General features: G+C 67.5%; 16 protein-coding genes. 10 read left to right on the top strand and 6 right to left on the bottom strand.

From position 1 onward, the window contains the following. Positions 1 to 115 precede the first annotated feature (115 nt). Positions 116 to 988: a gamma-glutamyl-gamma-aminobutyrate hydrolase family protein gene (locus tag KAQ61_RS15965; protein ID WP_210929794.1), complete on the bottom strand. Its 873-nt coding sequence runs from the start codon at positions 986 to 988 to the stop codon at positions 116 to 118. Positions 989 to 1,382: 394 nt separating this feature from the next. On the opposite strand from KAQ61_RS15965, the gene KAQ61_RS15960 reads away from it, so the two are divergent. Further along, complete coding sequence (locus tag KAQ61_RS15960) at positions 1,383 to 1,754, top strand: HPF/RaiA family ribosome-associated protein (protein ID WP_042415921.1); 372 nt, start codon at positions 1,383 to 1,385, stop codon at positions 1,752 to 1,754. Positions 1,755 to 1,862: 108 nt separating this feature from the next. Here KAQ61_RS15960 and KAQ61_RS15955 read toward each other — a convergent pair whose 3' ends face one another. After that, complete coding sequence (locus tag KAQ61_RS15955; protein ID WP_210929793.1) at positions 1,863 to 3,269, bottom strand: aspartate ammonia-lyase; 1,407 nt, start codon at positions 3,267 to 3,269, stop codon at positions 1,863 to 1,865. A gap of 459 nt (positions 3,270 to 3,728) precedes the next feature. Here KAQ61_RS15955 and KAQ61_RS15950 point away from each other — a divergent pair, with 459 nt between their 5' ends. Then, on the top strand, positions 3,729 to 3,986 hold the full coding sequence (locus tag KAQ61_RS15950) for a hypothetical protein (protein WP_210929792.1): 258 nt from the start codon (positions 3,729 to 3,731) through the stop codon (positions 3,984 to 3,986). A gap of 125 nt (positions 3,987 to 4,111) precedes the next feature. Here KAQ61_RS15950 and gap read toward each other — a convergent pair whose 3' ends face one another. Beyond that, positions 4,112 to 5,110, bottom strand: a complete 999-nt coding sequence (gene gap, locus KAQ61_RS15945) for a type I glyceraldehyde-3-phosphate dehydrogenase (protein WP_210929791.1) — start codon at positions 5,108 to 5,110, stop codon at positions 4,112 to 4,114. Between the two features lie 96 nt (positions 5,111 to 5,206). Then, positions 5,207 to 7,249, bottom strand: a complete 2,043-nt coding sequence (gene tkt, locus KAQ61_RS15940) for a transketolase (protein WP_210929790.1) — start codon at positions 7,247 to 7,249, stop codon at positions 5,207 to 5,209. Positions 7,250 to 7,403: 154 nt separating this feature from the next. On the opposite strand from tkt, the gene KAQ61_RS15935 reads away from it, so the two are divergent. The 6 genes from KAQ61_RS15935 to KAQ61_RS15910 all read left to right on the top strand — a co-directional run bounded on the left by KAQ61_RS15935 (position 7,404) and on the right by KAQ61_RS15910 (position 14,393). Beyond that, the gene (locus KAQ61_RS15935) at positions 7,404 to 8,174 is read left to right on the top strand and encodes a nucleotidyltransferase family protein (protein ID WP_210929789.1); all 771 of its coding nucleotides are present in this window, start codon (positions 7,404 to 7,406) and stop codon (positions 8,172 to 8,174) included. A gap of 149 nt (positions 8,175 to 8,323) precedes the next feature. Continuing rightward, positions 8,324 to 9,109, top strand: coding sequence for a TSUP family transporter (locus KAQ61_RS15930; protein WP_210929788.1), 786 nt, complete (start codon positions 8,324 to 8,326; stop codon positions 9,107 to 9,109). Further along, on the top strand, positions 9,106 to 10,488 hold the full coding sequence (locus KAQ61_RS15925) for an aminopeptidase P N-terminal domain-containing protein (protein WP_210929787.1): 1,383 nt from the start codon (positions 9,106 to 9,108) through the stop codon (positions 10,486 to 10,488). Before KAQ61_RS15930 ends, KAQ61_RS15925 begins: the two co-directional genes overlap by 4 nt. A 37-nt stretch (positions 10,489 to 10,525) precedes the next feature. Then, positions 10,526 to 11,962: a pyruvate kinase gene (gene pyk / locus KAQ61_RS15920; RefSeq protein ID WP_154163195.1), complete on the top strand. Its 1,437-nt coding sequence runs from the start codon at positions 10,526 to 10,528 to the stop codon at positions 11,960 to 11,962. Positions 11,963 to 12,104: 142 nt separating this feature from the next. Beyond that, the gene (gene fba / locus KAQ61_RS15915; protein ID WP_042415891.1) at positions 12,105 to 13,169 is read left to right on the top strand and encodes a class II fructose-bisphosphate aldolase; all 1,065 of its coding nucleotides are present in this window, start codon (positions 12,105 to 12,107) and stop codon (positions 13,167 to 13,169) included. 243 nt (positions 13,170 to 13,412) lie between these two features. Next, positions 13,413 to 14,393, top strand: a complete 981-nt coding sequence (locus KAQ61_RS15910) for a Bug family tripartite tricarboxylate transporter substrate binding protein (RefSeq protein WP_210929786.1) — start codon at positions 13,413 to 13,415, stop codon at positions 14,391 to 14,393. A 178-nt stretch (positions 14,394 to 14,571) separates the two neighbouring features. On the opposite strand, the gene KAQ61_RS15905 is transcribed toward KAQ61_RS15910, so the two are convergent. Further along, a complete protein-coding gene (locus KAQ61_RS15905; protein ID WP_210931954.1) occupies positions 14,572 to 15,720 on the bottom strand; it encodes an NAD(P)/FAD-dependent oxidoreductase in 1,149 nt (382 codons plus the stop codon). Between the two features lie 275 nt (positions 15,721 to 15,995). Here KAQ61_RS15905 and KAQ61_RS15900 point away from each other — a divergent pair, with 275 nt between their 5' ends. Next, complete coding sequence (locus KAQ61_RS15900) at positions 15,996 to 17,975, top strand: methyl-accepting chemotaxis protein (protein ID WP_244982917.1); 1,980 nt, start codon at positions 15,996 to 15,998, stop codon at positions 17,973 to 17,975. 143 nt (positions 17,976 to 18,118) lie between these two features. Here KAQ61_RS15900 and uvrA read toward each other — a convergent pair whose 3' ends face one another. After that, entirely contained in the window at positions 18,119 to 21,157 is a 3,039-nt protein-coding gene (uvrA, locus tag KAQ61_RS15895; protein WP_210929784.1) for an excinuclease ABC subunit UvrA, read from the bottom strand. A 199-nt stretch (positions 21,158 to 21,356) separates the two neighbouring features. On the opposite strand from uvrA, the gene KAQ61_RS15890 reads away from it, so the two are divergent. Continuing rightward, positions 21,357 to 22,538: an MFS transporter gene (locus tag KAQ61_RS15890; protein WP_210931952.1), complete on the top strand. Its 1,182-nt coding sequence runs from the start codon at positions 21,357 to 21,359 to the stop codon at positions 22,536 to 22,538. Positions 22,539 to 22,726: the final 188 nt, after the last annotated feature.

Raw genomic sequence — 22,726 nt, 5'->3', positions numbered from 1 at the left:
GGCCCCGCTGCGGTGGGACTGGTGAAAAAGTGAGCGGTTAGCGCGCGTGTTTACTGGTTTTTGCTGCGTTTTGCATGCTAAATCACCGCATGACGCGCGCGGGCTGCTCCTTTTTTTAGCGCCTGCGCAGCAGTGCCCGGCGCAGCAGGCGCGCGGCGCGGTCGCGGATGCGGAACGGGCTGTGGCCCACCGCGGGCTGGAACTTGGCGCGCTGGCAGGCGCTCAGAAAGTCGCCCAGCAGCACGCTGCTGTCGATGATGGGGCTGTCCGGGTGGTGGAATTCCGGGTGCCACTGCGTGGCGGCGATGTAGCTCTGGCCCGGCGCCCGGCGGTAGATGGCCTCGGGGATGTGGTCGGGCACGCTCCAGGCCTCCACCTCGAAGCCGGGCGCCACGTCCTTGATGCCCTGGTGGTGGATGCTGTTGACCCGCGCCATGTAGGTGTTGGGGTAGAGCTGGGCCAGGCGCGAGCCCTTGACGATGTGGATGTCGTGCTGGTGCCGGTCGTAGGTGGTGGCGTTGCGGTGCATCTGCGCGCCCGGCACCTGGGTCAGGATGTCCTGGTACAGCGTGCCGCCAAAGGCCACGTTGATCAGCTGCAGCCCGCGGCACACCCCGAAGATGGGCTTGCCCGCCTGGCTGAAGGCCTCGACCACGGCCAGGTCGTACAGGTCGCGCACGCGGTCGCCCAGCCATTCGGGGCGCAGCGGCTCCTCGCCATAGCTGCCGGGCCAGACATCGGCACCGCCGTGCATGACCACGCCGTCCAGCCATTGCGCGTAATGCGCCAGGGTCACATCGCCCCTGGCGGTCTCGCCCATGGGGCAGGGCACCATCACCACCATCGCGCCCGAGGACATGATCCAGTGCGCGATCGACTGCTCCACGTACTGCAGGGTCTTGCCGGTGAACAGCGGGCGGCTGGCGTCGGCGTGGGAGAAGCAGGCGGACAGCCCGATCTTGAGGCGGCGTGAGGCAGGAGGGGACATGGCGACAGGCACGGCAGGGATGGCGATGCTTGGGTTTGTAACCGCGTCCCCGGGTTTTGTCATGTAGGAGAGCTGCCGCAACTGCCGCAGAACGTCGCCCGGTGGCGGCCATCCAGGCTGGCTGGCGTGCTATGTATTTTGAGTGTATCCAAGCCAGCGGCCCGGCCGGGGTGTGGCGACCGGCCGACGCCGCGGCGGCGGTGGTCGGGTTGATCCGGGTCAATCAGACGCCCTGGACTGACTTGCGGCGGCAGTTTTTGACCCCACACTGTGGTTGTCGGGCGGCAGGTGGCTGCAGCGCTGCTAGGATGTGTGCAGCAACCTGATTTCCGCTGGCCTCAGCAAAACCCGCCGTGCGATCAACGGCACGGCATTTGGTGACAAGGAGAGATGCATGCAAGTACAAGTCCATACCGACGCAACCATCCAGGGTGGCGATTCGCTGGAGACATGGGCCCATGAGGAAATCAACACCAAACTGGCCCGGCTCAAGGAGCATGTGGTGCGCGTCGAGGTGTTCCTGACCGGGGTGGATGCCCTGAAAGCCACGGGCGGCCCGGGCAAGAAGTGCGTGCTGGAAACCCGGGCCAACGGCCGCCCCCCCGTGGCCGTGAATGCCGAGGCAGAAAAGGTCAAGGACGCATTCAATGCCGCGCTGGAAAAGCTGCGCCGCACCGTGGAAGCCGATCTGGACAAGCTGCGCGACAAGAACGGCCGTGAAAGCGTGCGCGGGGTGGACGACGCGGCCACCGGCACCAACGGCTGATTCCCACGCCTCCACCGACAGTTTCTGTACCCCAAAGCCATGGCCGAGAGGCCATGGCTTTTTTCATGGGCCGGGCCCGCGCAGGGCCGGCCTGCGGGGCCGTCTGGTTCAGGCCAGTGCTGCTGTCAGCGCGCCGGGCGTGGTCAGCTTGTCGGCCACCAGCAGCGCGCGCATCTGCGCCTGGTCCATGATGCCCAGCTCCTCGGCCACCAGGGCGATGGGCTTGCCCGAGGCCATGGCCGTCTTGGCGATCTGGGCGGCCTTTTCGTAGCCGATCAGGGGGTTGAGGGCGGTCACCAGCGTCACCGACTCGTGGATGCGCGCGTCCAGCAGGGCGGTGTTGGCCTCGATGCCCTCGACGCAGTTGCGCTGCAGGGTGTTGCAGGCGCGGCCCAGGTGGCTCAGGCTCTGGTGCAGGGCCCAGGCCATCAGTGGCTCGAAGGCGTTGAGCTGCAGTTGCCCGCCTTCCACGGCCATGGTGATGGCCGCGTCATTGCCGATGACCTCGAAGCAGACCTGGTTCACCACCTCCGGGATCACCGGGTTGACCTTGCCCGGCATGATGGACGAGCCGGCCTGGCGTGCGGGCAGGCGGATGTCGCCCACGCCGGCCTGCGGGCCGGAGGACAGCAGGCGCAGGTCGTTGCTGATCTTGGACAGCTTGACGGCGATGCGCTTGAGGATGCCGGAGATGTCGGCAAATGCGCCGGTGTCGCCGGTGGCGGCGATCAGGTCGCGGGCCTTGACCACGGGCACGCCGGACAGCGCGGCCAGCGTGGGCACCACCACGTCCACATAGCCCACGGGGGCGTTGATGCCGGTGCCGATGGCGGTGCCGCCGAGGTTGATCTCGCACATCAGGGTGGCCGATTCGCGCAGGCGCTGTTCATCGTCGGCAATCATCTGGGCAAAGGCCGTGAACTCCTGGCCCAGCGTCATGGGCACGGCGTCCTGCAGCTGCGTGCGGCCGATCTTGAGGATGTGGGCGAACTCCCCGGCCTTGACCTGGAAGGCGCCGCGCAGCGCAGCCAGTGCCGCCAGCAGGTCCTGGATGCCGAAGTAGGTGGCCAGCTTGACCGCCGTGGGGTAGGCATCGTTGGTGGACTGCGAGGCATTGACGTGGTCGTTGGGGTGGATCACGTCGTAGCGGCCCTTGGGCAGGCCCAGGATTTCCAGCGCCAGGTTGGCGATCACCTCGTTGGCGTTCATGTTGGTTGAGGTGCCGGCCCCGCCCTGGATCACGTCCACCACGAACTGCTCATGGTGCTGGCCGGCGATCAGGCGCTGGCAGGCCTGGGCAATTGCATCCGCCTGGGTCTGGCTGATCACGCCCAGGCGCAGGTTGGCGGCGGCCGCGGCCTGCTTCACATGCGCCAGGGCGCGCACCAGGGCTGGCATCTGTGCCACGGTGTGGCCGGTGATGGGGAAGTTCTCCACCGCCCGGGCGGAGTGCACGCCCCAGTAGGCGTGGTCGGGGATGTCCTTGGGACCCAAAAAGTCGTGTTCCTGGCGCATGGCGGTGTGGCTCTCTCGTTGAATGGCGTGCCGACCCGCCAGACGTGCAAACGCCGCCCGGACAGGCGGCGTGCAGGGCCCGGATGGCGGGGCCGTGTGCCCGGTCGCAGGGCCGGGGGCGCCGCGGGGCATTGCCAGGGATTATGAAAGCCGTGCGCATGGGTTGCACCGCATTTGTGCATAGATGCCGTGCAATTGCACTTTCAAGGTGCTTTTTGCGTGTATTTGCCTAAATAAATCGCATGAAGATGAATAAATTGCATAGATCAGTGGTTTTTATCGCATATCGCACTGAAACAGTGCGAAAACATGGATACGAAACGGTGCGTCTGTGGGCATGGGTTCCTGCGGTCGGGGCGGTGATACGGCCCCCTGGCTGACAGACAGGGCGCGCGCGGCATGTTCAGATGGCAGGCCAAGCGCCGCCCACGGCCGCGCCCCGCAAACTAGGAGGAACCTATGACAACAATCCCAGACACCGACGCCATCACCCAGTTGCCCGAACGCTTTCAGGCACGCATCGAAGGCCGGGTCCAGCACCGCGTGGGCGATGGCCCGCTGGACGATATCCCCAAAGGGCAGGAAGTGCAGGTGGACGTGGCCCTGGCCAGCATGGTGGTGTCCTGGACCAGCGAGGGCCAGCCGGTCACGGTGACGCTGGCGCGCGAGGAGTTCATGTACTACGTGGACGAGGGCAGCATTGCCATCCTGCGCTGAGGCGCCGCCACCGGCCCGGGGGGCCATGGCACAAAAAAAGCCAAGTCGATGACTTGGCTTTTTTCATAGCTGACAGCGCTGGATGGGCAAGCGCTGGAGCCTGTTTTGGCAGGTAATCCGGAAGATTACTTGGCCACCACGCGCACCATTTCCAGGCACTTGTTGGAGTAGCCCCATTCGTTGTCGTACCAGGCCACGACCTTCACGAAGGTCTTGTCCAGGGCGATGCCGGCTTCGGCATCGAACACGGAGGTGCAGGTCTCGCCGCGGAAGTCGGTGGCTACCACCTTGTCTTCGGTGTAACCCAGCACGCCCTTCAGCGCGCCTTGGGACTGGGCCTTCATTTCGGCGCAGATTTCTTCGTAGGACGCTTCGGTGTTCAGTTCCACGGTCAGGTCGACCACGGACACATCGGAGGTGGGCACGCGGAAGGACATGCCGGTCAGCTTCTTGTTCAGCTCAGGAATCACCACGCCCACGGCCTTGGCAGCGCCGGTGCTGGAGGGGATGATGTTTTCCAGGATGCCGCGGCCGCCGCGCCAGTCCTTGTTGGACGGGCCGTCCACGGTCTTCTGTGTGGCGGTGGCAGCGTGCACGGTGGTCATCAGGCCGCGCTTGATGCCCCACTTGTCGTTCAGCACCTTGGCCACGGGGGCCAGGCAGTTGGTGGTGCACGAGGCGTTGGAGATTACGTCCTGGCCGGCATAGGTCTTGTCGTTCACGCCGAACACGAACATGGGGGTGGCGTCCTTGGAAGGGGCCGACATGATGACCTTCTTGGCACCGGCCGCGATGTGCTTGCGGGCGGTTTCGTCGGTCAGGAACAGGCCGGTGGACTCGATCACGATGTCGGCGCCGACTTCGTTCCACTTCAGGGCGGCGGGATCGCGTTCCTGGGTCAGGCGGATCTTCTTGCCGTTGACGATCAGGGTGTTGCCTTCCACGGCGACTTCACCGTCGAAACGGCCGTGCACGCTGTCGTACTTCAGCATGTAGGCCAGGTAGTCGGGCTCCAGCAAGTCGTTGATGCCAACGATCTCGATGTCGGAGAAGTTTTGCACTGCAGAGCGCAGCACGTTGCGGCCGATGCGGCCAAAACCGTTGATGCCAACCTTGATAGTCATAGTTGCCTCGTTGCTATGGAATGTGAAAACAAAACCGGGTCACTGTACGTAAAACACCCGCCTCGGCCAAGGCGTGGGCGGGTGTTTCAGTCGTGATTACTTGTTGCGCTGGATCGCCTCGATCACGGTGGCGGCCACGTTCTCGGCGGTGAAGCCGAAGTGCTTGAACAGCACGGGCGCGGGGGCCGATTCACCGTAGGTGTCGATGCCCACCACGGCGGCGCAGCCGTACTTCCACCAGAAGTCGGTCACGCCCATTTCGACGGCGATGCGGGGCAGGCCGGCGGGCAGCACGCTGGTCTTGTACGCCACGTCCTGCTTGTCGAAGGTGGTGGTGCTGGGCATGGAGACCACGCGCACGGCAATCTTCTGGGCGGCCAGCTGCTTTTGCGCGGCCAGGGCCAGCTGCACTTCGGAGCCGGTGGCGATGATCACGGCCTGGGCCTTGCCCTTCAGGCCCACATCCTTGGGCTCGGACAGCACGTAGGCGCCGTTGGCGATGTGGTCCAGCGCGTCTTCGCTCTTGGGTGCGTAGGCCAGGTTCTGGCGGCTCAGCAGCAGGGCCGTGGGCTTGTGCTTCTGGCTCAGGGCCACGGTCCAGGCCACGGCGGTTTCCGTGGTGTCGGCGGGGCGCCACACGTCCAGGCCGGGGATCAGGCGCAGCGAGGCGGCGTGCTCGATGGACTGGTGGGTGGGGCCGTCTTCGCCCAGGCCGATGGAGTCGTGCGTGAACACGTGCACCACGCGCTGCTTCATCAGCGCCGCCATGCGGATGGCGTTGCGGCTGTAGTCGGAGAAGGTCAGGAAGGTGCCGGCGTAGGGGATGAAGCCACCGTGCAGCGCAATGCCGTTCATGATGGCGGCCATGCCGAATTCGCGCACACCGTAGTTGATGTGGCGGCCAATCTGGCCGGCTTCGGTCTTGACCACGGCGCCCTTGGCATCCACGCGGAAGGCGGGGGTGGACTTGGTGTTGGTCAGGTTGGAGCCGGTCAGGTCGGCCGAGCCGCCCAGCAGTTCGGGCAGGGCGGCGGTCAGGCCTTCCAGGGCCAGCTGGCTGGCCTTGCGGCTGGCCACGGTGGCGGCCTGGTCGTGCGCGTCGGAGGCGATCTGGGCGGCCACTTGCAGGAAGTTGGCGGGCAGCTCACCGGCCATGCGGCGGGTGAATTCGGCGGCCTGGGCGGGGAAGGCCTTGGCGTAGGCCGCGAACTTCTTGTTCCAGGCGGCTTCGGCCTTCTGGCCAGCGGCCTTGGCGTCCCAGTCGGCGTAGACCTCGGCGGGGATCTCGAAGGGCGCGTGCGTCCAGCCCAGGGCGGCGCGGGTCAGGGCGATTTCGTCGGCACCCAGGGGTTCGCCGTGGGCCTTGGCGGTGTTGGCGCGGTTGGGCGAGCCCTTGCCGATGCTGGTCTTGCAGCAGATCAGTGTGGGCTTGTCCTTGCTCTTCTTGGCCAGGGCGATGGCGGCGTCCACGGCGTCCACGTTGTGGCCGTCCACGGCGCGGATCACGTTCCAGCCGTAGGCTTCAAAGCGCGCGGGGGTGTCGTCACCGAACCAGGGCGTGACCTGGCCGTCGATGGAGATGCCGTTGTCGTCCCACAGGGCGATCAGCTTGTTCAGCTTCCAGGCGCCGGCCAGGGCGGCGGCTTCGTGGCTGATGCCTTCCATCAGGCAGCCGTCACCCATGAACACGAAGGTGTGGTGGTCGACGATGGCGTGCTTGGGCTGGTTGAACTCGGCGGCCAGCAGCTTTTCGGCCAGGGCGAAGCCCACGGCATTGGTGATGCCCTGACCCAGGGGGCCGGTGGTGGTTTCCACGCCGGGGGTGATGCCCACTTCGGGGTGGCCGGCGGTCTTGCTGTGCAGCTGGCGGAAGTTCTTCAGCTCTTGCAGGGGCAGGTCGTAGCCGCTCAGGTGCAGCAGCGCGTAGATCAGCATCGAACCGTGGCCGTTCGACAGGATGAAGCGGTCACGGTTGGCCCACAGGGGGTTGGCGGGGTTGTGCTGCAGGTGGCGGCTCCACAGCGCCACGGCCATGTCGGCCATGCCCATGGGGGCGCCGGGGTGACCGGAGTTGGCTTGTTGAACGGCGTCCATTGCCAGCGCACGGATTGCGTTGGCCATCATCGGGGTGTTTGCCATGGGAGATTGGCTCCGGGGTTGGTGTTGGTGCAAAGAATTGCGGGATTTTACCGGTGTGGGCTGGCGGCGGTTTCCAGTCGATTACATAGCCCCCTGCATCGCCTACAGTGTGGGCTGCTGCGTGCCTGCGCACGCCAGAGAAAACTGCTACGCCATGACTTTTGCCTCCCTTCCCGCCATGCTGCTGGCCGCCGGCCGCGGCGAGCGCATGCGCCCCTTGACCGACACCACCCCCAAACCCTTGCTGACGGTGCAAGGCCGTGCCCTGCTGGACTGGCACCTGGGGGCCCTGCTGCGCGATGGCGTGCGCCAGGTGCTGGTCAACACTGCCTGGCTGGGCGCCCAGATCCCCGCGCACCTGGATGCCGTCTGGCCCGCGCAGGGCCTGCAGCTGCAGTACTCGCACGAGCAGGACGACTTCGGCCAGGCCCTGGAAACCGCTGGCGGCATCGCACGCGCCGTGCCCTGGCTGGGCGCTGCGTTCTGGCTGGCCGCGGGCGATGTGTACGCGCCGGACTTCGTCTTCGACGCGGCCCAGGCGCAGGCCTTTGCCGCGTCCGACGATCTGGCCCATGTGTGGCTGGTGCCCAACCCGGCGCACCACCCGAACGGCGATTTTGGCCTGCAAGAAAGCACGCCCGGCAGCGGCACAGGCCGCGCGCTGAACCTGCCGCCCGCACCGGCCGGCCAGGCCGGTGCGGCGCCGCGCTACACCTACAGCACCATCGCCCTGCTCAAGGCCGCGCTGTTTGCCGCGCCCTGGTGCGACATCGCCGCCGGCAACCCGCAGGGCGTGGCCGCGCCGCTGGCACCGTTGCTGCGCCAGGCCATGGATGCGGGGCGCTGCGGGGCCTCGCTGTACACCGGCCGCTGGACCGATGTGGGCACGCCCGAGCGCCTGGCGGCCTTGAACCAGGCTGCATAAAAAAGAGCAGGTGGCGCGCGCTGCGCCGAGGTTTTCAAGGCTTAGGGCTTTGAAACCCAGGTGGGACGCGCGCGTGCAGCTCCTTTTTTCGTTGGATGCGGCGCATGCCGCCGCGGCAGGGCCCGGGGGCGCCGCATGGGAGACCCGAGATGGTGGTGTGGGAATACGCGCAATTGTTCGTGGTGGTGGCCCTGGCGTCGGTGTGCCAGAACCTCACGGGCTTTGCCTTTGGACTGATCTTTGTGGGCGTGGCCGGGGCCTTGCAGCTGATGCCGATCGCCGACGCCGCCAACGTGGCCTGCCTGCTGTCGCTGGTCAACGGTGCGGTCTACCTGCGCAGCCACCCGTTCGAGCCGCGCTGGGACGTGCTCCAGCCGCTGGCCATTACCAGCCTGCTGGGCACGCTGCTGGGGCTGGCGCTGCTGCACTGGCTCAGCGGCAGCGCCCTGGGCGTGCTGCGCATGATCCTGGGCGCGGCCATCGTGCTGTGCGCCGTGGTCCTGCTGCTGCAGAAGGCGCAGCGCACGGCCCCCTCGCCCTGGCCGTCGACGTGGCTGGCCGGGGGCCTGGCGGGCGTGCTGGGCGGCCTGTTTTCCACGTCCGGCCCGCCCCTGGTCTACCACCTGTACCGCCAGCCGCTGTCGCCGCTGGTGGTGCGCCAGAGCCTGCTGGCCCTGTTCCTGATGGGCAATGTGCTGCGCCTGGGGGGTCATCGCCATGGGCGAGCTGGCCTGGTCCTCGGTGCTGGTCAGTGCGGTGGCCCTGCCCGTGGTGGCCGCCGTGACCTGGCTGGTGGCCCGGCATCCGCCGCCGCTGCCGCAGCGGGCCCTGCAGTGGCTGGTGTGCGCCTTGCTGATGCTGGCCGGTGTCAGCCTGCTGTGGGCCTGAACCCTGGCGCGCAGGGGCATTCGGGCGCAGTACCATCTGTGGCATGACTTCTGTTTACGCACAACGCCGCGCCCGCCTGGCCGCCCAATTGGGCGATGGCGGCATCGCCATCATTCCCACGGCACCGGAGCGCGGTCGCAACCGCGACAACAGCTATCTGTACCGGCATGACAGCTACTTCTACTACCTGACGGGCTTCACCGAACCCGGCGCCTGCTTGGTGCTGCGGGCCGATGGCAGCAGCACCCTGTTCTGCCAGCCCAAGGACCTGGAGCGCGAGATCTGGGACGGCTACCGCCTGGGCCCGCAGGCCGCGGTGCAGACCCTGGGCGTGAGCGAGGCCCTGTCCATCGACGACATCGACACGCGCCTGCCGCGCCTGCTGGAGAACCAGGCCACCGTCTGGTGGCCGTTTGCCACCCACGAGGGGCTGGCCGCGCGCGTCGAAGGCTGGCTGGGCCAGGTGCGCGCCCGCACCCGCGCCGGGGCACTGTGCCCGGCGGCGCAGGGCGATGTCTGCACGCTGCTGGACGAGATGCGCCTGGTCAAGGACGCGCACGAGCTGGACCTCATGCGCCGCGCCGGCCAGATCAGCGCCCGCGCCCACATCCGTGCCATGCAGCGCTCGGCCCGCATGCTGCGCGCCGGCGAGGCCGTGTGCGAATACCACCTGGACGCCGAGCTGCTGCACGAATTCCGCCAGGGCGGTGCCAATGGCGTGGCCTATGAGTCCATCGTCGCCGCCGGCGCCAACGCCTGCGTGCTGCACTACCGCGCCGACAAGGCGCCCGTGCGCGCCGGCGAGCTGGTGCTGATCGACGCCGGCTGCGAGCTGGACGGCTATGCCAGCGACATCACCCGCACCTTCCCGGCCAACGGTCGGTTCAGCGGCCCGCAGCGCGATCTGTACCAGCTGGTGCTGGCCAGCCAGAAGGCCGCGGTGGCGGTGACCAAGGCCGGCAACCGCTTCAGCGATGCGCACGATGCCGCCGTGGCCGTGCTGGCGCAGGGCATGCTGGACGTCGGGCTGCTGGACCGCAACGTGTATGGCACGGCCCAGGACGTGATCGCGCAGCGCGCCTACTTCCAGTTCTACATGCACCGCACCGGCCACTGGCTGGGCATGGACGTGCACGACTGCGGCAGCTACGTGGAGCCGAGCGAGATTGACCAGAGCACGCAGCACACCGATGCGCTCAGCGGTCAGTTGGTGACCACCCGGCCCAGCCGCATCCTGCGCCCCGGCATGGTCACCACCATCGAGCCCGGCATCTACGTGCGCCCAGCGCCCGGCGTGCCGCAAGCCTTCCATCACATCGGCATCCGCATCGAAGACGATGCCGTGGTGACCGACACGGGCTGCGAGCTGATCACCCGCGGCGTGCCCGTGGAGGTGGCCGAGATCGAAGCCCTGATGCGCGATTAACCCCCCAAGAGAGACCTGTTTGATGAGCCTGCAAGACCTGTACATCCGCCGTGCCACCAAGATCGTGGCCACCCTGGGCCCCGCCTCGAGCGAGGTGGATCTGCTCGCCAAGATGATTGCCACGGGCGTGAACGTGGTGCGCCTGAACTTCAGCCACGGCACCGCCCAGGACCACATCGACCGCGCCAAGGCCGTGCGCGAGGCGGCCGTGCTGGCCGGGCGCGAAGTGGCCATCATGGCCGACCTGCAAGGCCCCAAGATCCGCGTCGGCAAGTTCGCCGATGGCAAGGTGCAATTGGTAGCAGGGGCCAGTTTCGTGCTGGACGCCAGCCGCAAGGAGCCGGGTGACCTGCAGGGCGTGGGCCTGGACTACAAGGAACTGCCACGCGATGTGAAGGCAGGCGACGTACTGCTGCTCAACGACGGCCTGATCGTGCTGACCGTGGAGCGCGTGCTGGGCGATGCCGTGCACACCACGGTGACCATCGGCGGCGAGCTGTCCAACAACAAGGGCATCAACAAGCAGGGCGGCGGCCTGACGGCGCCGGCGCTGACGGCCAAGGACATGGAGGACATCAAGACCGCCATGGCCCTGGGCGCCGACTACGTGGCGGTCAGCTTTCCCAAGAACGCCACCGACATGGAAATGGCGCGCCAGCTGTGCACCGTGGCCTGCGCCGGCAGCGGCCACCGCCCCGGCCTGATCGCCAAGATCGAGCGTGCCGAGGCCATCCCGCTGCTGGAGGAAATCCTCAAGGCCTCGGACGGCATCATGGTGGCGCGTGGCGACCTGGCCGTGGAGGTGGGCAACGCCGCCGTGCCGGCACTGCAAAAGAAGATGATCCGCATGGCGCGCGACATGGACAAGGTGGTGATCACCGCGACCCAGATGATGGAGAGCATGATCACCAACCCCGTGCCCACGCGCGCCGAGGTCAGTGACGTGGCCAACGCCGTGCTCGACGGCACGGACGCCGTGATGCTCAGCGCCGAGACCGCGGCCGGCAAGTACCCGCTGGAGACCGTGCGCGAGATGGCCCACATCTGCGCCGCCGCCGAGGCGGCCGAGGACCGCAGCCAAGACGCCCAGTTCGGCGAGCGCGAATTCACCCGCATCGACCAGGCCATCGCCCTGGGCGCGCTGTTCACGGCCCACAAACTGGGGGCCAAGGCCATCGTGGCGATGACGGACAGCGGCTCGACCGCGCTGTGGATGAGCCGCCACCGCATCCACACGCCCATCTACGCGCTGACCCCCAAGGTCAGCACCCAGCGCAAGATGGCGCTGTACCGCAACGTGCGCCCGCTGCTGATGGACACCAGCGCCGAGCGTGACACCGCCCTGGTGCAGGCCGAAAGCCACCTGCGCATGCGCGGCATCGTGCAGTCCGGCGATGTCTACGCCATCACCTGCGGCGAGCCCATGGGCCAGCCCGGCGGCACCAACATGCTGCAGATCTGCCGCGTGCCCTGAGGGCGGCATGCGCGCCCACCCCAGCGGGCTGGCGGGCGATTGCGCCACGCCATGGTCAGCCGGGGTGGAGGCGGTTAAAATCGGCGGTTACGACGCGGTTACGGCCGCGCTACATTCCAACTTTTTTGACCGGACCACGACCATGCCTCTGATCTCGATGCGTGAAATGCTCGACCATGCCGCCGAAAACGGCTATGGCATCCCCGCCTTCAACGTGAACAACCTGGAGCAGGTCCAGGCCGTGATGGCTGCGGCTGACGAAGTCGGCGCACCCGTGATCCTGCAGGCCAGCGCCGGTGCCCGCAAGTACGCTGGCGAGCCCTTCATCAAGCACCTGATCCAGGCCGCGGCTGAGATGTACCCCCACATCCCCCTGGTGATGCACCAGGACCACGGCACCACCCCCGAGGTGTGCCAGGGCGCGCTGAACCTGGGCTTCGGCTCGGTGATGATGGACGGCTCGCTGATGAGCGACGGCAAGACGCCTTCGTCCTTCGACTACAACGTGGACGTGACCAAGCAGGTCGTGGCCATGGCCCACCGCATCGGCGCCACCGTCGAAGGCGAACTGGGCTGCTTGGGCAACCTGGAAACCGGTGAAGCCGGCGAGGAAGACGGCATCGGCGCCGAAGGCAAGCTGGACCACAGCCAGATGCTGACCGACCCCGAGGAAGCCGCCCAGTTCGTGCAGGCCACGCAGCTGGACGCCCTGGCGATCGCCATCGGCACCAGCCACGGTGCTTACAAGTTCAGCCGCCCCCCCACGGGCGACATCCTGGCGATTTCCCGCGTCAAGGAAATCCACGCCCGCATCCCCAACACCCACCTGGTGATGCACGGCTCCTCCTCCGTGCCCCAGGAACTGCTGGCCATCATCAACCAGTACGGCGGCAAGATGAAGGAAACCTACGGCGTGCCCGTCAAGGAAATCCAGGAAGCCATCAAGTACGGCGTGCGCAAGGTGAACATCGACACCGACATCCGCCTGGCGATGACCGGCGCGGTGCGCAAGTTCCTGGCCGAGAACCCCGACAAGTTCGATGCCCGCGAATGGCTCAAGCCCGCGCGCGAAGCCGCCAAGCAGGTCTGCAAGGCGCGTTACCTAGAATTCGGTTGCGAAGGCCAGGGTGGCAAGATCAAGGGCTACAGCCTGGAGCAGATGGCCAAGAAGTACGCTGCGGGCGAACTGGCCCAGGTTGTGAACTGAGCGCACTGGCGCTGGCGGCGCCCAGCGCCTGACAGACCCCGGCCCGCAGGCACCGCCTGCGGGCTTTTTTCATGGGCGCGTGGCGGCTTCGCTGCGGGTGCCATCTTGGTGCGGGGTGCACCCCGCACGGGACGGACGCCCTGTTTCGGGTCGCCGGTCTTGCGCATGTGGCATGTCAACATTGCATATATTCATGCAAACATTGTGAAAAGTTGTTCACAATCCGGGCAACAAGGACCTTTTATGACCACAACCATTCTTCGTCGCACCCTGATTGCCTGCGGTGCTGCCATGCTGGCAGCCGGCCCCGCGTTTGCGGATGACGCCGCTTCCTTCCCCAACAAGCCCGTGACCATCGTCGTGGGTTACCCCGCGGGCGGTTCGACCGACCTGGTGGGCCGTCTGGTGGCCAACGAAATCGAAAAGCACCTGGGCCAGACCGTGGTGGTCGAGAACCTGGGCGGCGCCGGTGGCGCCATTGGGGCACAGAAGGTGGCCAGCGCCAAGCCCGACGGCTACACGCTGCTGGTGGGCGCGAACAACGAAATCGCCATCGCCAACCAGATCAACAAGGCCGTGAAGTACAAGATCAGCGACTTCACGCCCATCGGCATGGTGGCATCGCAGCCCATGGTGCTGGTGGCTTCCAAGAAGGCCGGCGTGAAGAATGCCGCCGAGTTCGTCAAGGCCGTCAAGGCCAACCCCGGCAAGTTCAGCTACGGTTCGTCGGGCGTGGGCACGGCCCTGCACCTGGCCGGTGAAATGATGAAGGACCAGGGCAAGATCGACATGCAGCACGTGCCTTACCGCGGCGTGCCTGCGCTGACGAACGACGTGCTGGGCGACAACATCGAGTACGGCGTGTTCGTGCTGTCCTCGGGCCTGCCGCTGATCAAGGCCGGCAAGGTGACCCCCATCGGCACCACCGAAGCCAAGCGCTACGCTGCCACCCCCGACATTCCTGCCCTGGCGGAAACGCCCGAGTTCAAGAATGTAGACATCAACTCGTGGTTCGCCATGATGGCCCCCGCCAACCTGCCCGCGCCCATCGCGGCCAAGCTGAAGGCGGCGCTGGACAAGACCATGGCCTCGCCCGAGTTCCGCAAGAAGATGGAAGACGCCGGCGCGTCCGTGATGGACAGCAAGCTGGATGCTGGCAAGTACATCAACGGCGAAATCGCCAAGTACAAGAAGATCATCGACGTCGCGAAGATCGAACTGTAAGCCGGCTGCGCAGGCCTGCCCTGAGCCCACCCCAAAGCCCGTCCGGTTAGCGCCGGACGGGCTTTTTTTATGGTGGTTTATAAAAAAATGAGCGTATAGCGCTTGTCTGGCAAGGGTTGCAGGCTTGAAAGTGCCTGAAAGGCTTGCAGAGCCTGCGCTGCCTGCTCTGCTTTGTGGATCAACGCCCGCGCTGCAGGCGCGCCGGCTCCAGCGCGGCCTGGTCCACGCCCTCGTCCATCAGGCTGGGGTCGATGGGCTCGTCCAGCAGCAGGTTGCGCGCCAGCAGACTGTAGGCGGCGGCGCTCTGGATGCCGTAGCCGCCCTGGGCGGCCACCCAGAACAGGCCGGGGACCTCGTCGTCCCAGCCGATCACCATCTCGCCATCGGCGACGAAGGAGCGCAGCCCCGCCCAGGTGTGCGAGGGGCGGCGGATGCGCAGCGTGGTGGCCTGCTCGATGTTCCAGATGCCGGTGGCGATGTCCTCCTCCTCGGGCTGCACATCGTGGGGGTAGGTGGCGTCGGCATTCGCGGGGGAGCCCAGCAGCTGCCCGGCATCGGGCTTGAAGTAGAAGCTCTCGTCCGCGCTGATGACGGCCGGCCAGTGCGCGGCCTCCACCCCTTCGGGCGCGGGGAAGGTGAAGGCGCTGCGGCGCGCCGGCACCAGGCCGATGGCGCGGGCCCCGGCCAGCTCGCCCAGGCCGTCGGCCCAGGCGCCGGCGGCATTCACCAGCGCGTGGGTCTGCAGCTGGCGCCCGTCGGCCAGCGTGACCGTCCAGCGGCTGGCGAACACATCGTGTTGCAGGCCGGTGACCTCGGCCTGGCACCAGACCTGGCCGCCCTGCTGGCGCAGGCCGCGCAGAAAGCCCTGGTGCAGTGCGTGGACCTCGATGTCGCGCGCACCATCGTCCACAAAGCCATCGACGATGCTAGCGTTCAGCACCGGCACCAGGGCGCGTAGCGCATCGCCGTCCAGGCGCTGGGCGCCCGGGGAGTGGCGCACCGCCTCGGCATAGGCGCTATCGATCAGCGGTTTTTGCGCGGCCGTGGCCACGTACATCACGCCACGCGGGTGCAGCAGCGGCACATCGGTGAAGCCGGGGGGCGGATTTTCATAGAAGGCGCGGCTGGCGCGCGTCAGCGCCTGCACCTGGGGGGGGCCGTAATGCTCCTCGAACAAGGCCGCCGAGCGGCCCGTGGTGTGGTAGCCGGGCTGGGTTTCGCGCTCCAGTACCAGCACGCGCTGGCCCGCCTGTGCCAGCTGCCAGGCCGTGCTGGCCCCGGCCATGCCGGCGCCAATCACCACGATGTCCCATTGCTGGGCCTGCATATTGCTAGTTGCTTCACTCATGCCAGCAACGATACGCGGGTTCTGGCCCTTGTGAAGGGGTGGTGGCGACGGCCCAGGGGTTTCCCGGGCGGTGTTTTGCTTGATCTGCGTCAATTTTGGATGCAAGCCGCCACTTTTTTGCCCGCCGGATCGCTGCGCTGACAGGCTTACTGCGGATACTTGCTTCACCAACTTTTTTCGAGCCGGTGTGGGCACTGACTGTGCGGACAGCAGTGGCTGTATCGCAATTTGCTATGACCTCTGTGCTGCATCGCATGCGCTTGTCCCACAAGCTGCTGATTCTGGGTTTGGTGGCGCTGGTGATGGTGGCGCTGCCGCTGTCGCTGTATGTGACCGATGTGCTGGGCAATCTGCGCCACGCGCGCAGCGAGGCCACCGGCATGCCGCCCATGATGGCCGTCAATGCCGCCGTGCAGCAGCTGCAGGTGCACCGCGGCACGGCCGCAGGTATGCTGGGCGGCGACGCCACCATGGCCGCCCGCCGCGATGCGGTGCGCGAGACGGTCCACCAGCGCCTGGCGCAGGCCCAGCAGGCCCTGGCACAGGCCGAGGCGCCGCCCGAGCTGCGCCAGCAACTGGACCAGCTGGTGCAGCGCTGGAAGACGCTGGAGCAGGCGGTGGCCAGCCGCAGCATCCGCGGTCCCGACAGCATGGCGCAGCACACCCAGCTGGTGGTGCAGCTGTTGCTGCTCAACGAAGCGCTGCTGCACACCTATGCCCTGAACACCACGGCCCGCGATGACAGCCAGGCCATGATCCAGGCGCTGCTGACCCAGGCCCCGCTGCTCAGTGAAAGCCTGGGGCTGCTGCGCGGGCAGGGCGCCGGCTTCCTGGCCCAGGGTACGCTGCCACCGGAAAACCGCGGCAGTCTGCGCGCCCTGCACCAGCGGGTGGCGGACCTGCAGGCGTCCGTGGGCCGCTCGCTGGAGCGCGCCATGCAGCTCAACCCCCGCTACCGCCAGGTGCTGGAGGCGCCGTGGGGCCAGGCCCAGCAGCTGGGCAGCGACAGCCTGAAGATGGCGGCCGACCAGTTGATCAATGCGCCGCAGCTGTCCCTGGCCGCGCCGACCTTTTTTGACGCGCTGACGCGCAGCATCGAGGCCGTGAATGGGCTGGCCGTGGGCGGCACCGAGGCCTTGACCGAAGCCCTGCGCGCCGAGGAGCGCCGCTTGCGCCAGCAACTGACCGCGATGCTGGCGCTGATGGCGGCGGGCCTGGCGGGCGGGCTGTGGCTGGCCGTGGTGTTCGTGCGCTCCATCACCCAGCCGCTGCACCAGGCGGTGGCCATGGCCCAGGCCGTGGCCCAGGGGGACCTGAGTGGTGAAGACCACGCCGTGGGCAGCAACGAAGTGGGTGAATTGCTGCAGGCGCAGCAGGCCATGCGCGCGCACCTGCGTCCCATGGTGGCCCAGGTGCGCCGGGGGGCGGACAGCGTGGCCCTGGCCAGTGCCGAAATCGCCCAGGGCAACCTGGACCTGTCCAGCCGCACCGAAAGCCAGGCCAGCGCGCTGGAGGAAACCGCCGCCTCAATGGAACAGCTCAGCGCCACCGTGCGCCACAACGCCGACAACGCGCGCGAGGCCAGCCACCTGGCGCATTCGGCCCGCGATGTGGCGGTGCAGGGCGGCGCGGTGGTGGGCCAGGTGGTGCAGACCATGCAGGGCATCCACGACAGCAGTCGCCAGATTGCCGACATCATCGGCGTGATCGACGGCATCGCCTTCCAGACCAACATCCTGGCGCTGAACGCGGCGGTGGAAGCCGCACGCGCGGGCGAGCAGGGCCGTGGTTTTGCCGTGGTGGCCAGCGAAGTGCGCAGCCTGGCGCAGCGCAGCGCCGATGCGGCCAAGCAGATCAAGCAGCTGATCGAGGCCAGCGTGGCGCGCGTGGGCGAGGGCAATGTGCTGGTGCAAAAAGCCGGGGACACCATGGACGATGTGGTGGCCGCCATCCAGAAGGTGAACGACATCGTCGCCGCCATCAGCAGCGCCAGCCAGCAGCAGGCCAGCGGCGTGGCCCAGGTGGGCGAAGCGGTGCAGCAGATGGACCAGGCCACGCAGCAAAATGCCGCCCTGGTCGAGCAGATGGCAGCCGCTGCCAACAGCCTGAACCAGCAAGGCCAGGAACTGGTGCAGGCTGTGTCCCTGTTCCGCTGGGACGGCACCCACACTGCCGAGCCGGTGGCCGCGCCGCGCAGTCACGCCGTGCAGCACCAGCCGCGGGCGCTCGCCTAGCGCTCCGCCTCGGCGATGAATCCCTAAGGAGCTGCGGCTCCTTTTTTAATTTGCATAGCGGTAAACGCTTGCATTGCCTGGGTTTGTGCCCGCATTAGGCCTAACAACTGGGGCAAGTGATGCAGCCTGCCATGTGATGCTCATCAGGGCGTGAGGTGGGCCTGCAGATAGCGGCCGGTGTGGCTGTCGGCATGCTGCGCCACCTGCTCGGGCGTGCCCGTGGCCACCACCTGGCCGCCGCCGGTGCCGCCTTCGGGGCCCATGTCGATGATCCAGTCCGCGGTCTTGATCACGTCCAGGTTGTGCTCAATCACCACGATGGTGTTGCCCGCATCGCGCAGCTGGTGCAGCACGTTGAGCAGCAGCTGCACATCGGCGAAGTGCAGGCCGGTGGTGGGTTCGTCCAGGATGTAGAGCGTGCGCCCCGTGTCGCGCTTGGACAGCTCCAGCGCCAGCTTGACGCGCTGGGCCTCGCCGCCCGACAGGGTGGTGGCGCTCTGCCCGATGCGGATGTAGCCCAGGCCCACGTCCAGCAGGGTCTGCAGCTTGCGCGCGATGCTGGGCACGTCCTGGAAGAAGCTGCGCGCCTCTTCCACCGTCATGCCCAGCACGTCGGCGATGTGCTTGCCCTTCCATTGCACTTCGAGGGTTTCGCGGTTGTAGCGCTGGCCGTGGCAGACGTCGCAGGGCACGTAGACATCGGGCAGAAAGTGCATTTCCACCTTGATCATGCCGTCGCCCTGGCAGGCTTCGCAGCGCCCGCCGGCCACGTTGAAGGAAAAGCGCCCCGGGCCATAGCCGCGTTCGCGCGCCGTGGCGGTCTCGGCAAACAGGTCGCGGATCGGGGCGAACAGCCCGGTGTAGGTGGCCGGGTTGCTGCGCGGCGTGCGGCCGATGGGGGCCTGGTCCACGTTGATGACCTTGTCCAGGTGCTCCAGGCCTTCCAGCGCCTGGTGGGCGCCGGGTTCGGTGCCAGCGCGGTGCAGCTGGCGCGCCACTTCGGCGTACAGCGTGTCGTTGACCAGGGTGCTCTTGCCGGAGCCGGAGACCCCCGTCACGCAGGTGAACAGCCCGATCGGGAAGTCCACCGTCACGTCCTGCAGGTTGTGGCTGCGGGCACCCACCACGCGCAGGCTTTGCAGGGCGTGGTGATCGGGGGCGCTGCCGCTGCCGGGGATGGCCGGAAAGCCGCTGGCGGCAGGCGCCGCCGCCGTGTCGGCTGCCTTCACGGGCAGCCAGGGCGTGCGGCGCGGCGGCACGGCAATGCGTTTGGCGCCACTCAGGTACTGGCCGGTCGGGGACTGGGGCGTGGCCTTGACCTCGTCGAACGTGCCCTGGGCCATGATCTGGCCGCCGTGCACGCCGGCGCCCGGGCCCATGTCGATGATGCAGTCGGCCGCACGCATCATGTCTTCGTCGTGCTCCACCACGATCACGCTGTTGCCGATGTTGCGCAGGTGCTGCAGCGTGGCGATCAGGCGGTCGTTGTCGCGCTGGTGCAGGCCGATGCTGGGCTCGTCCAGCACGTACATCACGCCGGTCAGGCCGCTGCCGATCTGGCTGGCCAGGCGGATGCGCTGGGATTCGCCGCCGGACAGGGTGTCGGCGCTGCGCTCCAGGCTCAGGTAGTTCAGGCCCACGTCCAGCAGAAAGCGCAGGCGCGAGGAGATTTCCTTGACGATCTTCTCGCCGATTTCGGCCTTGTTGCCCTGCAGCTGCAAGGTGCTGAACCACTGGTGGGCTTGGGCCAGGGTGGCGGCGTTGACCTCGTAGATGGCACGGGCCTGATCGCCGTCGCCCACGCGCACATGGCGTGCCTCGCGGCGCAGGCGGCTGCCGTGGCAGTCGGGGCAGCTGCGCAGGCTGCGCAGGCGGGCCAGGTCGTCGCGCACGATCTGCGAATCGCTTTCGCGCAGGCGCCGTGCCATGTTGGGGATGACGCCTTCGAACACATGCTCCACCACGGTGGGCTTGCCGTCGCCGTCGTAGGTGAAGGCCAGCTTCTCGGTGCCGGAGCCCCACAGCACGACCTGGCGCACGGCGGCTGGCCAGCTGTCGAACGGCGCCTCCACATCCTGGCCATAGTGCTGCGCAATGCTTTGCAGCAGGCTGAAGTAGGTGCTGTTGCGCCGGTCCCAGCCGTGGATGGCGCCATTGGCCAGGCTGATGGAGGGAAAGGGCACGACCTTGTCCGGGTCGAAGTCCTCGCTGATGCCCAGGCCGTCGCAGGTGGGGCAGGCGCCCATCGGGGAGTTGAAGGAGAACAGGCGCGGCTCCAGCTCCTCCAGCGCATAGGTGCACAGCGGACAGGCAAAGCGGCTGCTGAAGACGTGCTCCTGGCCACTGTCCATGTCCACGGCCAGCACGCGGCCGCTGGCGGCATCGCCGCCGATGCGCAGCGCCGCCTCCAGGCTTTCGGCCAGGCGCTGCTGCAGGTCGGGGCGTACCTTGACGCGGTCCACCACCACGTCGATGTCGTGCTTGGCGTGCTTGTCCAGCACCGGCAGGTCGCTGGCCTCGCGCACGCTGCCGTTGATGCGAAAGCGGATGTAGCCCTGGGCCTGCATCTGCGTGAACAGCTCGGCGAATTCGCCCTTGCGCGCGCGTGCCACCGGGGCCAGCACCATCAGCCGGGTGCCTTCGGGCAGGGCCAGGATGGCGTCCACCATCTGGCTGATGGTCTGGGCCTGCAGGGGCAGATCGTGCTCAGGGCAGTAGGGCGTGCCGGCGCGGGCGAACAGCAGGCGCAGGTAGTCGTTGATCTCGGTGACCGTGCCCACGGTAGAGCGCGGGTTGTGGCTGGCGGCCTTCTGCTCGATGGCAATCGCCGGCGACAGGCCTTCGATCAGGTCCACGTCCGGCTTGTCGAGCTGCCCCAGGAACTGGCGCGCATAGGCCGACAGGCTTTCCACGTAGCGGCGCTGGCCCTCGGCGTACAAGGTGTCGAAGGCCAGGCTGGACTTGCCCGAGCCCGACAGACCGGTCACCACCACCAACTGGTTGCGTGGGATGTCCAGGTCGATGTTCTTGAGGTTGTGCGTGCGTGCACCGCGGATGCTGATGCGCGTATGCCCAAGGGCCTGGCCTAGGTAGCGGCCGTCAGGGTCGGGCGCATCGGCAGGCGGGAAGGGAGTCAAGGCGGCAGTCACGTCAGGGCTGGGGTCCGAAGGGAAATCATCCATCATAGAGATTTGGCCCGCCCGGTGTGTGGCGGTCATCTGCCCAATCGCAGACAATAAGGACTTGTTGGAGCCGCTGTACCGGGGCTCCGTGCGCCGCGGATTGCGGCTTTTTTGTGCCGTTCCACCTTGGTTTTGTTGCGTGTCCCAGCCCCACACCGATACCCCCTCCACCTCGCCTGACACCGCCGTCGGCAGCACGATGACCCCGCTGGAGCGCCGCGCCAGCGCCAGCCTGGCGCTGATTTTTGCGCTGCGCATGCTGGGGCTGTTCCTGGTGCTGCCGGTGTTCGCGCTGGAGGCGGCCAAATACCCGGGCGGCCAGGACGCGGCCCTGGTGGGCCTGGCCATGGGCCTGTATGGGCTGACGCAGGCCGTGTTCCAGCTGCCGCTGGGTCTGGCCTCGGACCGCTGGGGCCGCAAGCGCGTCATCGTGGCCGGGCTGGCCGTGTTCGCGCTGGGCAGCCTGGTGGCCGCCCTGGCCGATTCCCTGCTCGGACTGATGGTCGGGCGGGCGCTGCAGGGCGCGGGCGCGGTGTCGGCCGCCGTGACGGCGCTGATGGCCGACCTGACGCGCGACAGCGTGCGCACCAAGGCCATGGCCCTGGTGGGCGGCTCCATCGGCCTGATGTTTGCGCTGGCCCTGGTGCTCAGCCCGCTGCTGGCGGCCTGGGGCGGGCTGCCCGGCATCTTCGGTCTGACCTTTGCGCTCACGCTGGCCGGCATTGCCGTGGTGCTGTGGGTGGTGCCGCCTGAGCCGGTCCGGCACGCGGACGCACCGCGCGGCAAGGCGTCCGAACTGTGGCAGCACCCCGATCTGCTGCGCCTGAACGCCGGCGTGTTCCTGCTGCACACCGTGCAGATGGCGATGTGGGTGGCCGTGCCGGCGCTGCTGGTGTCGGCCGGGCTGGCCAAGGACGTGCACTGGAAGCTGTACCTGCCGGCCGTGGTGCTGTCCTTCGTCGCCATGGGCGGCTTGTTTGCCCTGGAGCGGCGCGGCCGCCTGCGCGCCGCCCTGCTGGGCTCCATCTGCCTGATCCTGGTGGTGCAGATCGGCCTGGGGGCCGTGGCCCAGGCGGTGCTGCCGGCCTCGCTGGCGCTGCTGGGCGGGCTGATGTTCCTGTTCTTTGTGGGCTTCAACGCGCTGGAGGCCAGCCAGCCCAGCCTGGTCTCGCGCATGGCGCCTGCGGCGCTGCGTGGCGCGGCCCTGGGGGCGTACAACACCCTGCAGTCGTTGGGGCTGTTTGCCGGGGGCTTCCTGGGCGGGGTGCTGGCCAAGTGGGGCGGCATGCCGGCCCTGTTCGCGGCCACGGCAGCGCTGATGCTGCTGTGGCTGGTGATCACCTGGCCGCTGCAGCCGATTGGGCGTGCGCCGCGTCATTAAAAAACAGAGCATCTAGCGCTGGCTGATCAATGGCTTCCATGCAGAAATGCGTGGAAGTCTTTTTTACGTCAGCGCGGCCTGCTCTGATTTTTGAAACGTCCTGCGCCGCATGTCCGGCAGGCGCACAGGTGTTGTTGTGCCGGGCTGCACGGCGCGCGGCAGGTGCGGTATGCTGCCAGCCTGCAGTC

Source organism: Comamonas aquatica (assembly GCF_018064205.1).
Lineage (GTDB): Bacteria > Pseudomonadota > Gammaproteobacteria > Burkholderiales > Burkholderiaceae_C > Comamonas > Comamonas aquatica.
Note: the sequence above shows the minus strand (reverse complement) of the source record. Positions and strands in the feature narration are given on the sequence as shown.

What these genes read in the sequence shown, in the direction of transcription:
- KAQ61_RS15965 (WP_210929794.1), bottom strand. Translation starts at nt 988, where the DNA reads ATGTCCCCTCCTGCCTCACGCCGCCTCAAGATCGGGCTGTCCGCCTGC.
- KAQ61_RS15960 (WP_042415921.1), top strand. Translation starts at nt 1,383, where the DNA reads ATGCAAGTACAAGTCCATACCGACGCAACCATCCAGGGTGGCGATTCG.
- KAQ61_RS15955 (WP_210929793.1), bottom strand. Translation starts at nt 3,269, where the DNA reads ATGCGCCAGGAACACGACTTTTTGGGTCCCAAGGACATCCCCGACCAC.
- KAQ61_RS15950 (WP_210929792.1), top strand. Translation starts at nt 3,729, where the DNA reads ATGACAACAATCCCAGACACCGACGCCATCACCCAGTTGCCCGAACGC.
- gap (WP_210929791.1), bottom strand. Translation starts at nt 5,110, where the DNA reads ATGACTATCAAGGTTGGCATCAACGGTTTTGGCCGCATCGGCCGCAAC.
- tkt (WP_210929790.1), bottom strand. Translation starts at nt 7,249, where the DNA reads ATGGCAAACACCCCGATGATGGCCAACGCAATCCGTGCGCTGGCAATG.
- KAQ61_RS15935 (WP_210929789.1), top strand. Translation starts at nt 7,404, where the DNA reads ATGACTTTTGCCTCCCTTCCCGCCATGCTGCTGGCCGCCGGCCGCGGC.
- KAQ61_RS15930 (WP_210929788.1), top strand. Translation starts at nt 8,324, where the DNA reads ATGGTGGTGTGGGAATACGCGCAATTGTTCGTGGTGGTGGCCCTGGCG.
- KAQ61_RS15925 (WP_210929787.1), top strand. Translation starts at nt 9,106, where the DNA reads ATGACTTCTGTTTACGCACAACGCCGCGCCCGCCTGGCCGCCCAATTG.
- fba (WP_042415891.1), top strand. Translation starts at nt 12,105, where the DNA reads ATGCCTCTGATCTCGATGCGTGAAATGCTCGACCATGCCGCCGAAAAC.
- KAQ61_RS15910 (WP_210929786.1), top strand. Translation starts at nt 13,413, where the DNA reads ATGACCACAACCATTCTTCGTCGCACCCTGATTGCCTGCGGTGCTGCC.
- KAQ61_RS15905 (WP_210931954.1), bottom strand. Translation starts at nt 15,720, where the DNA reads ATGCAGGCCCAGCAATGGGACATCGTGGTGATTGGCGCCGGCATGGCC.
- KAQ61_RS15900 (WP_244982917.1), top strand. Translation starts at nt 15,996, where the DNA reads ATGCGCTTGTCCCACAAGCTGCTGATTCTGGGTTTGGTGGCGCTGGTG.
- uvrA (WP_210929784.1), bottom strand. Translation starts at nt 21,157, where the DNA reads ATGGATGATTTCCCTTCGGACCCCAGCCCTGACGTGACTGCCGCCTTG.
- KAQ61_RS15890 (WP_210931952.1), top strand. Translation starts at nt 21,357, where the DNA reads ATGACCCCGCTGGAGCGCCGCGCCAGCGCCAGCCTGGCGCTGATTTTT.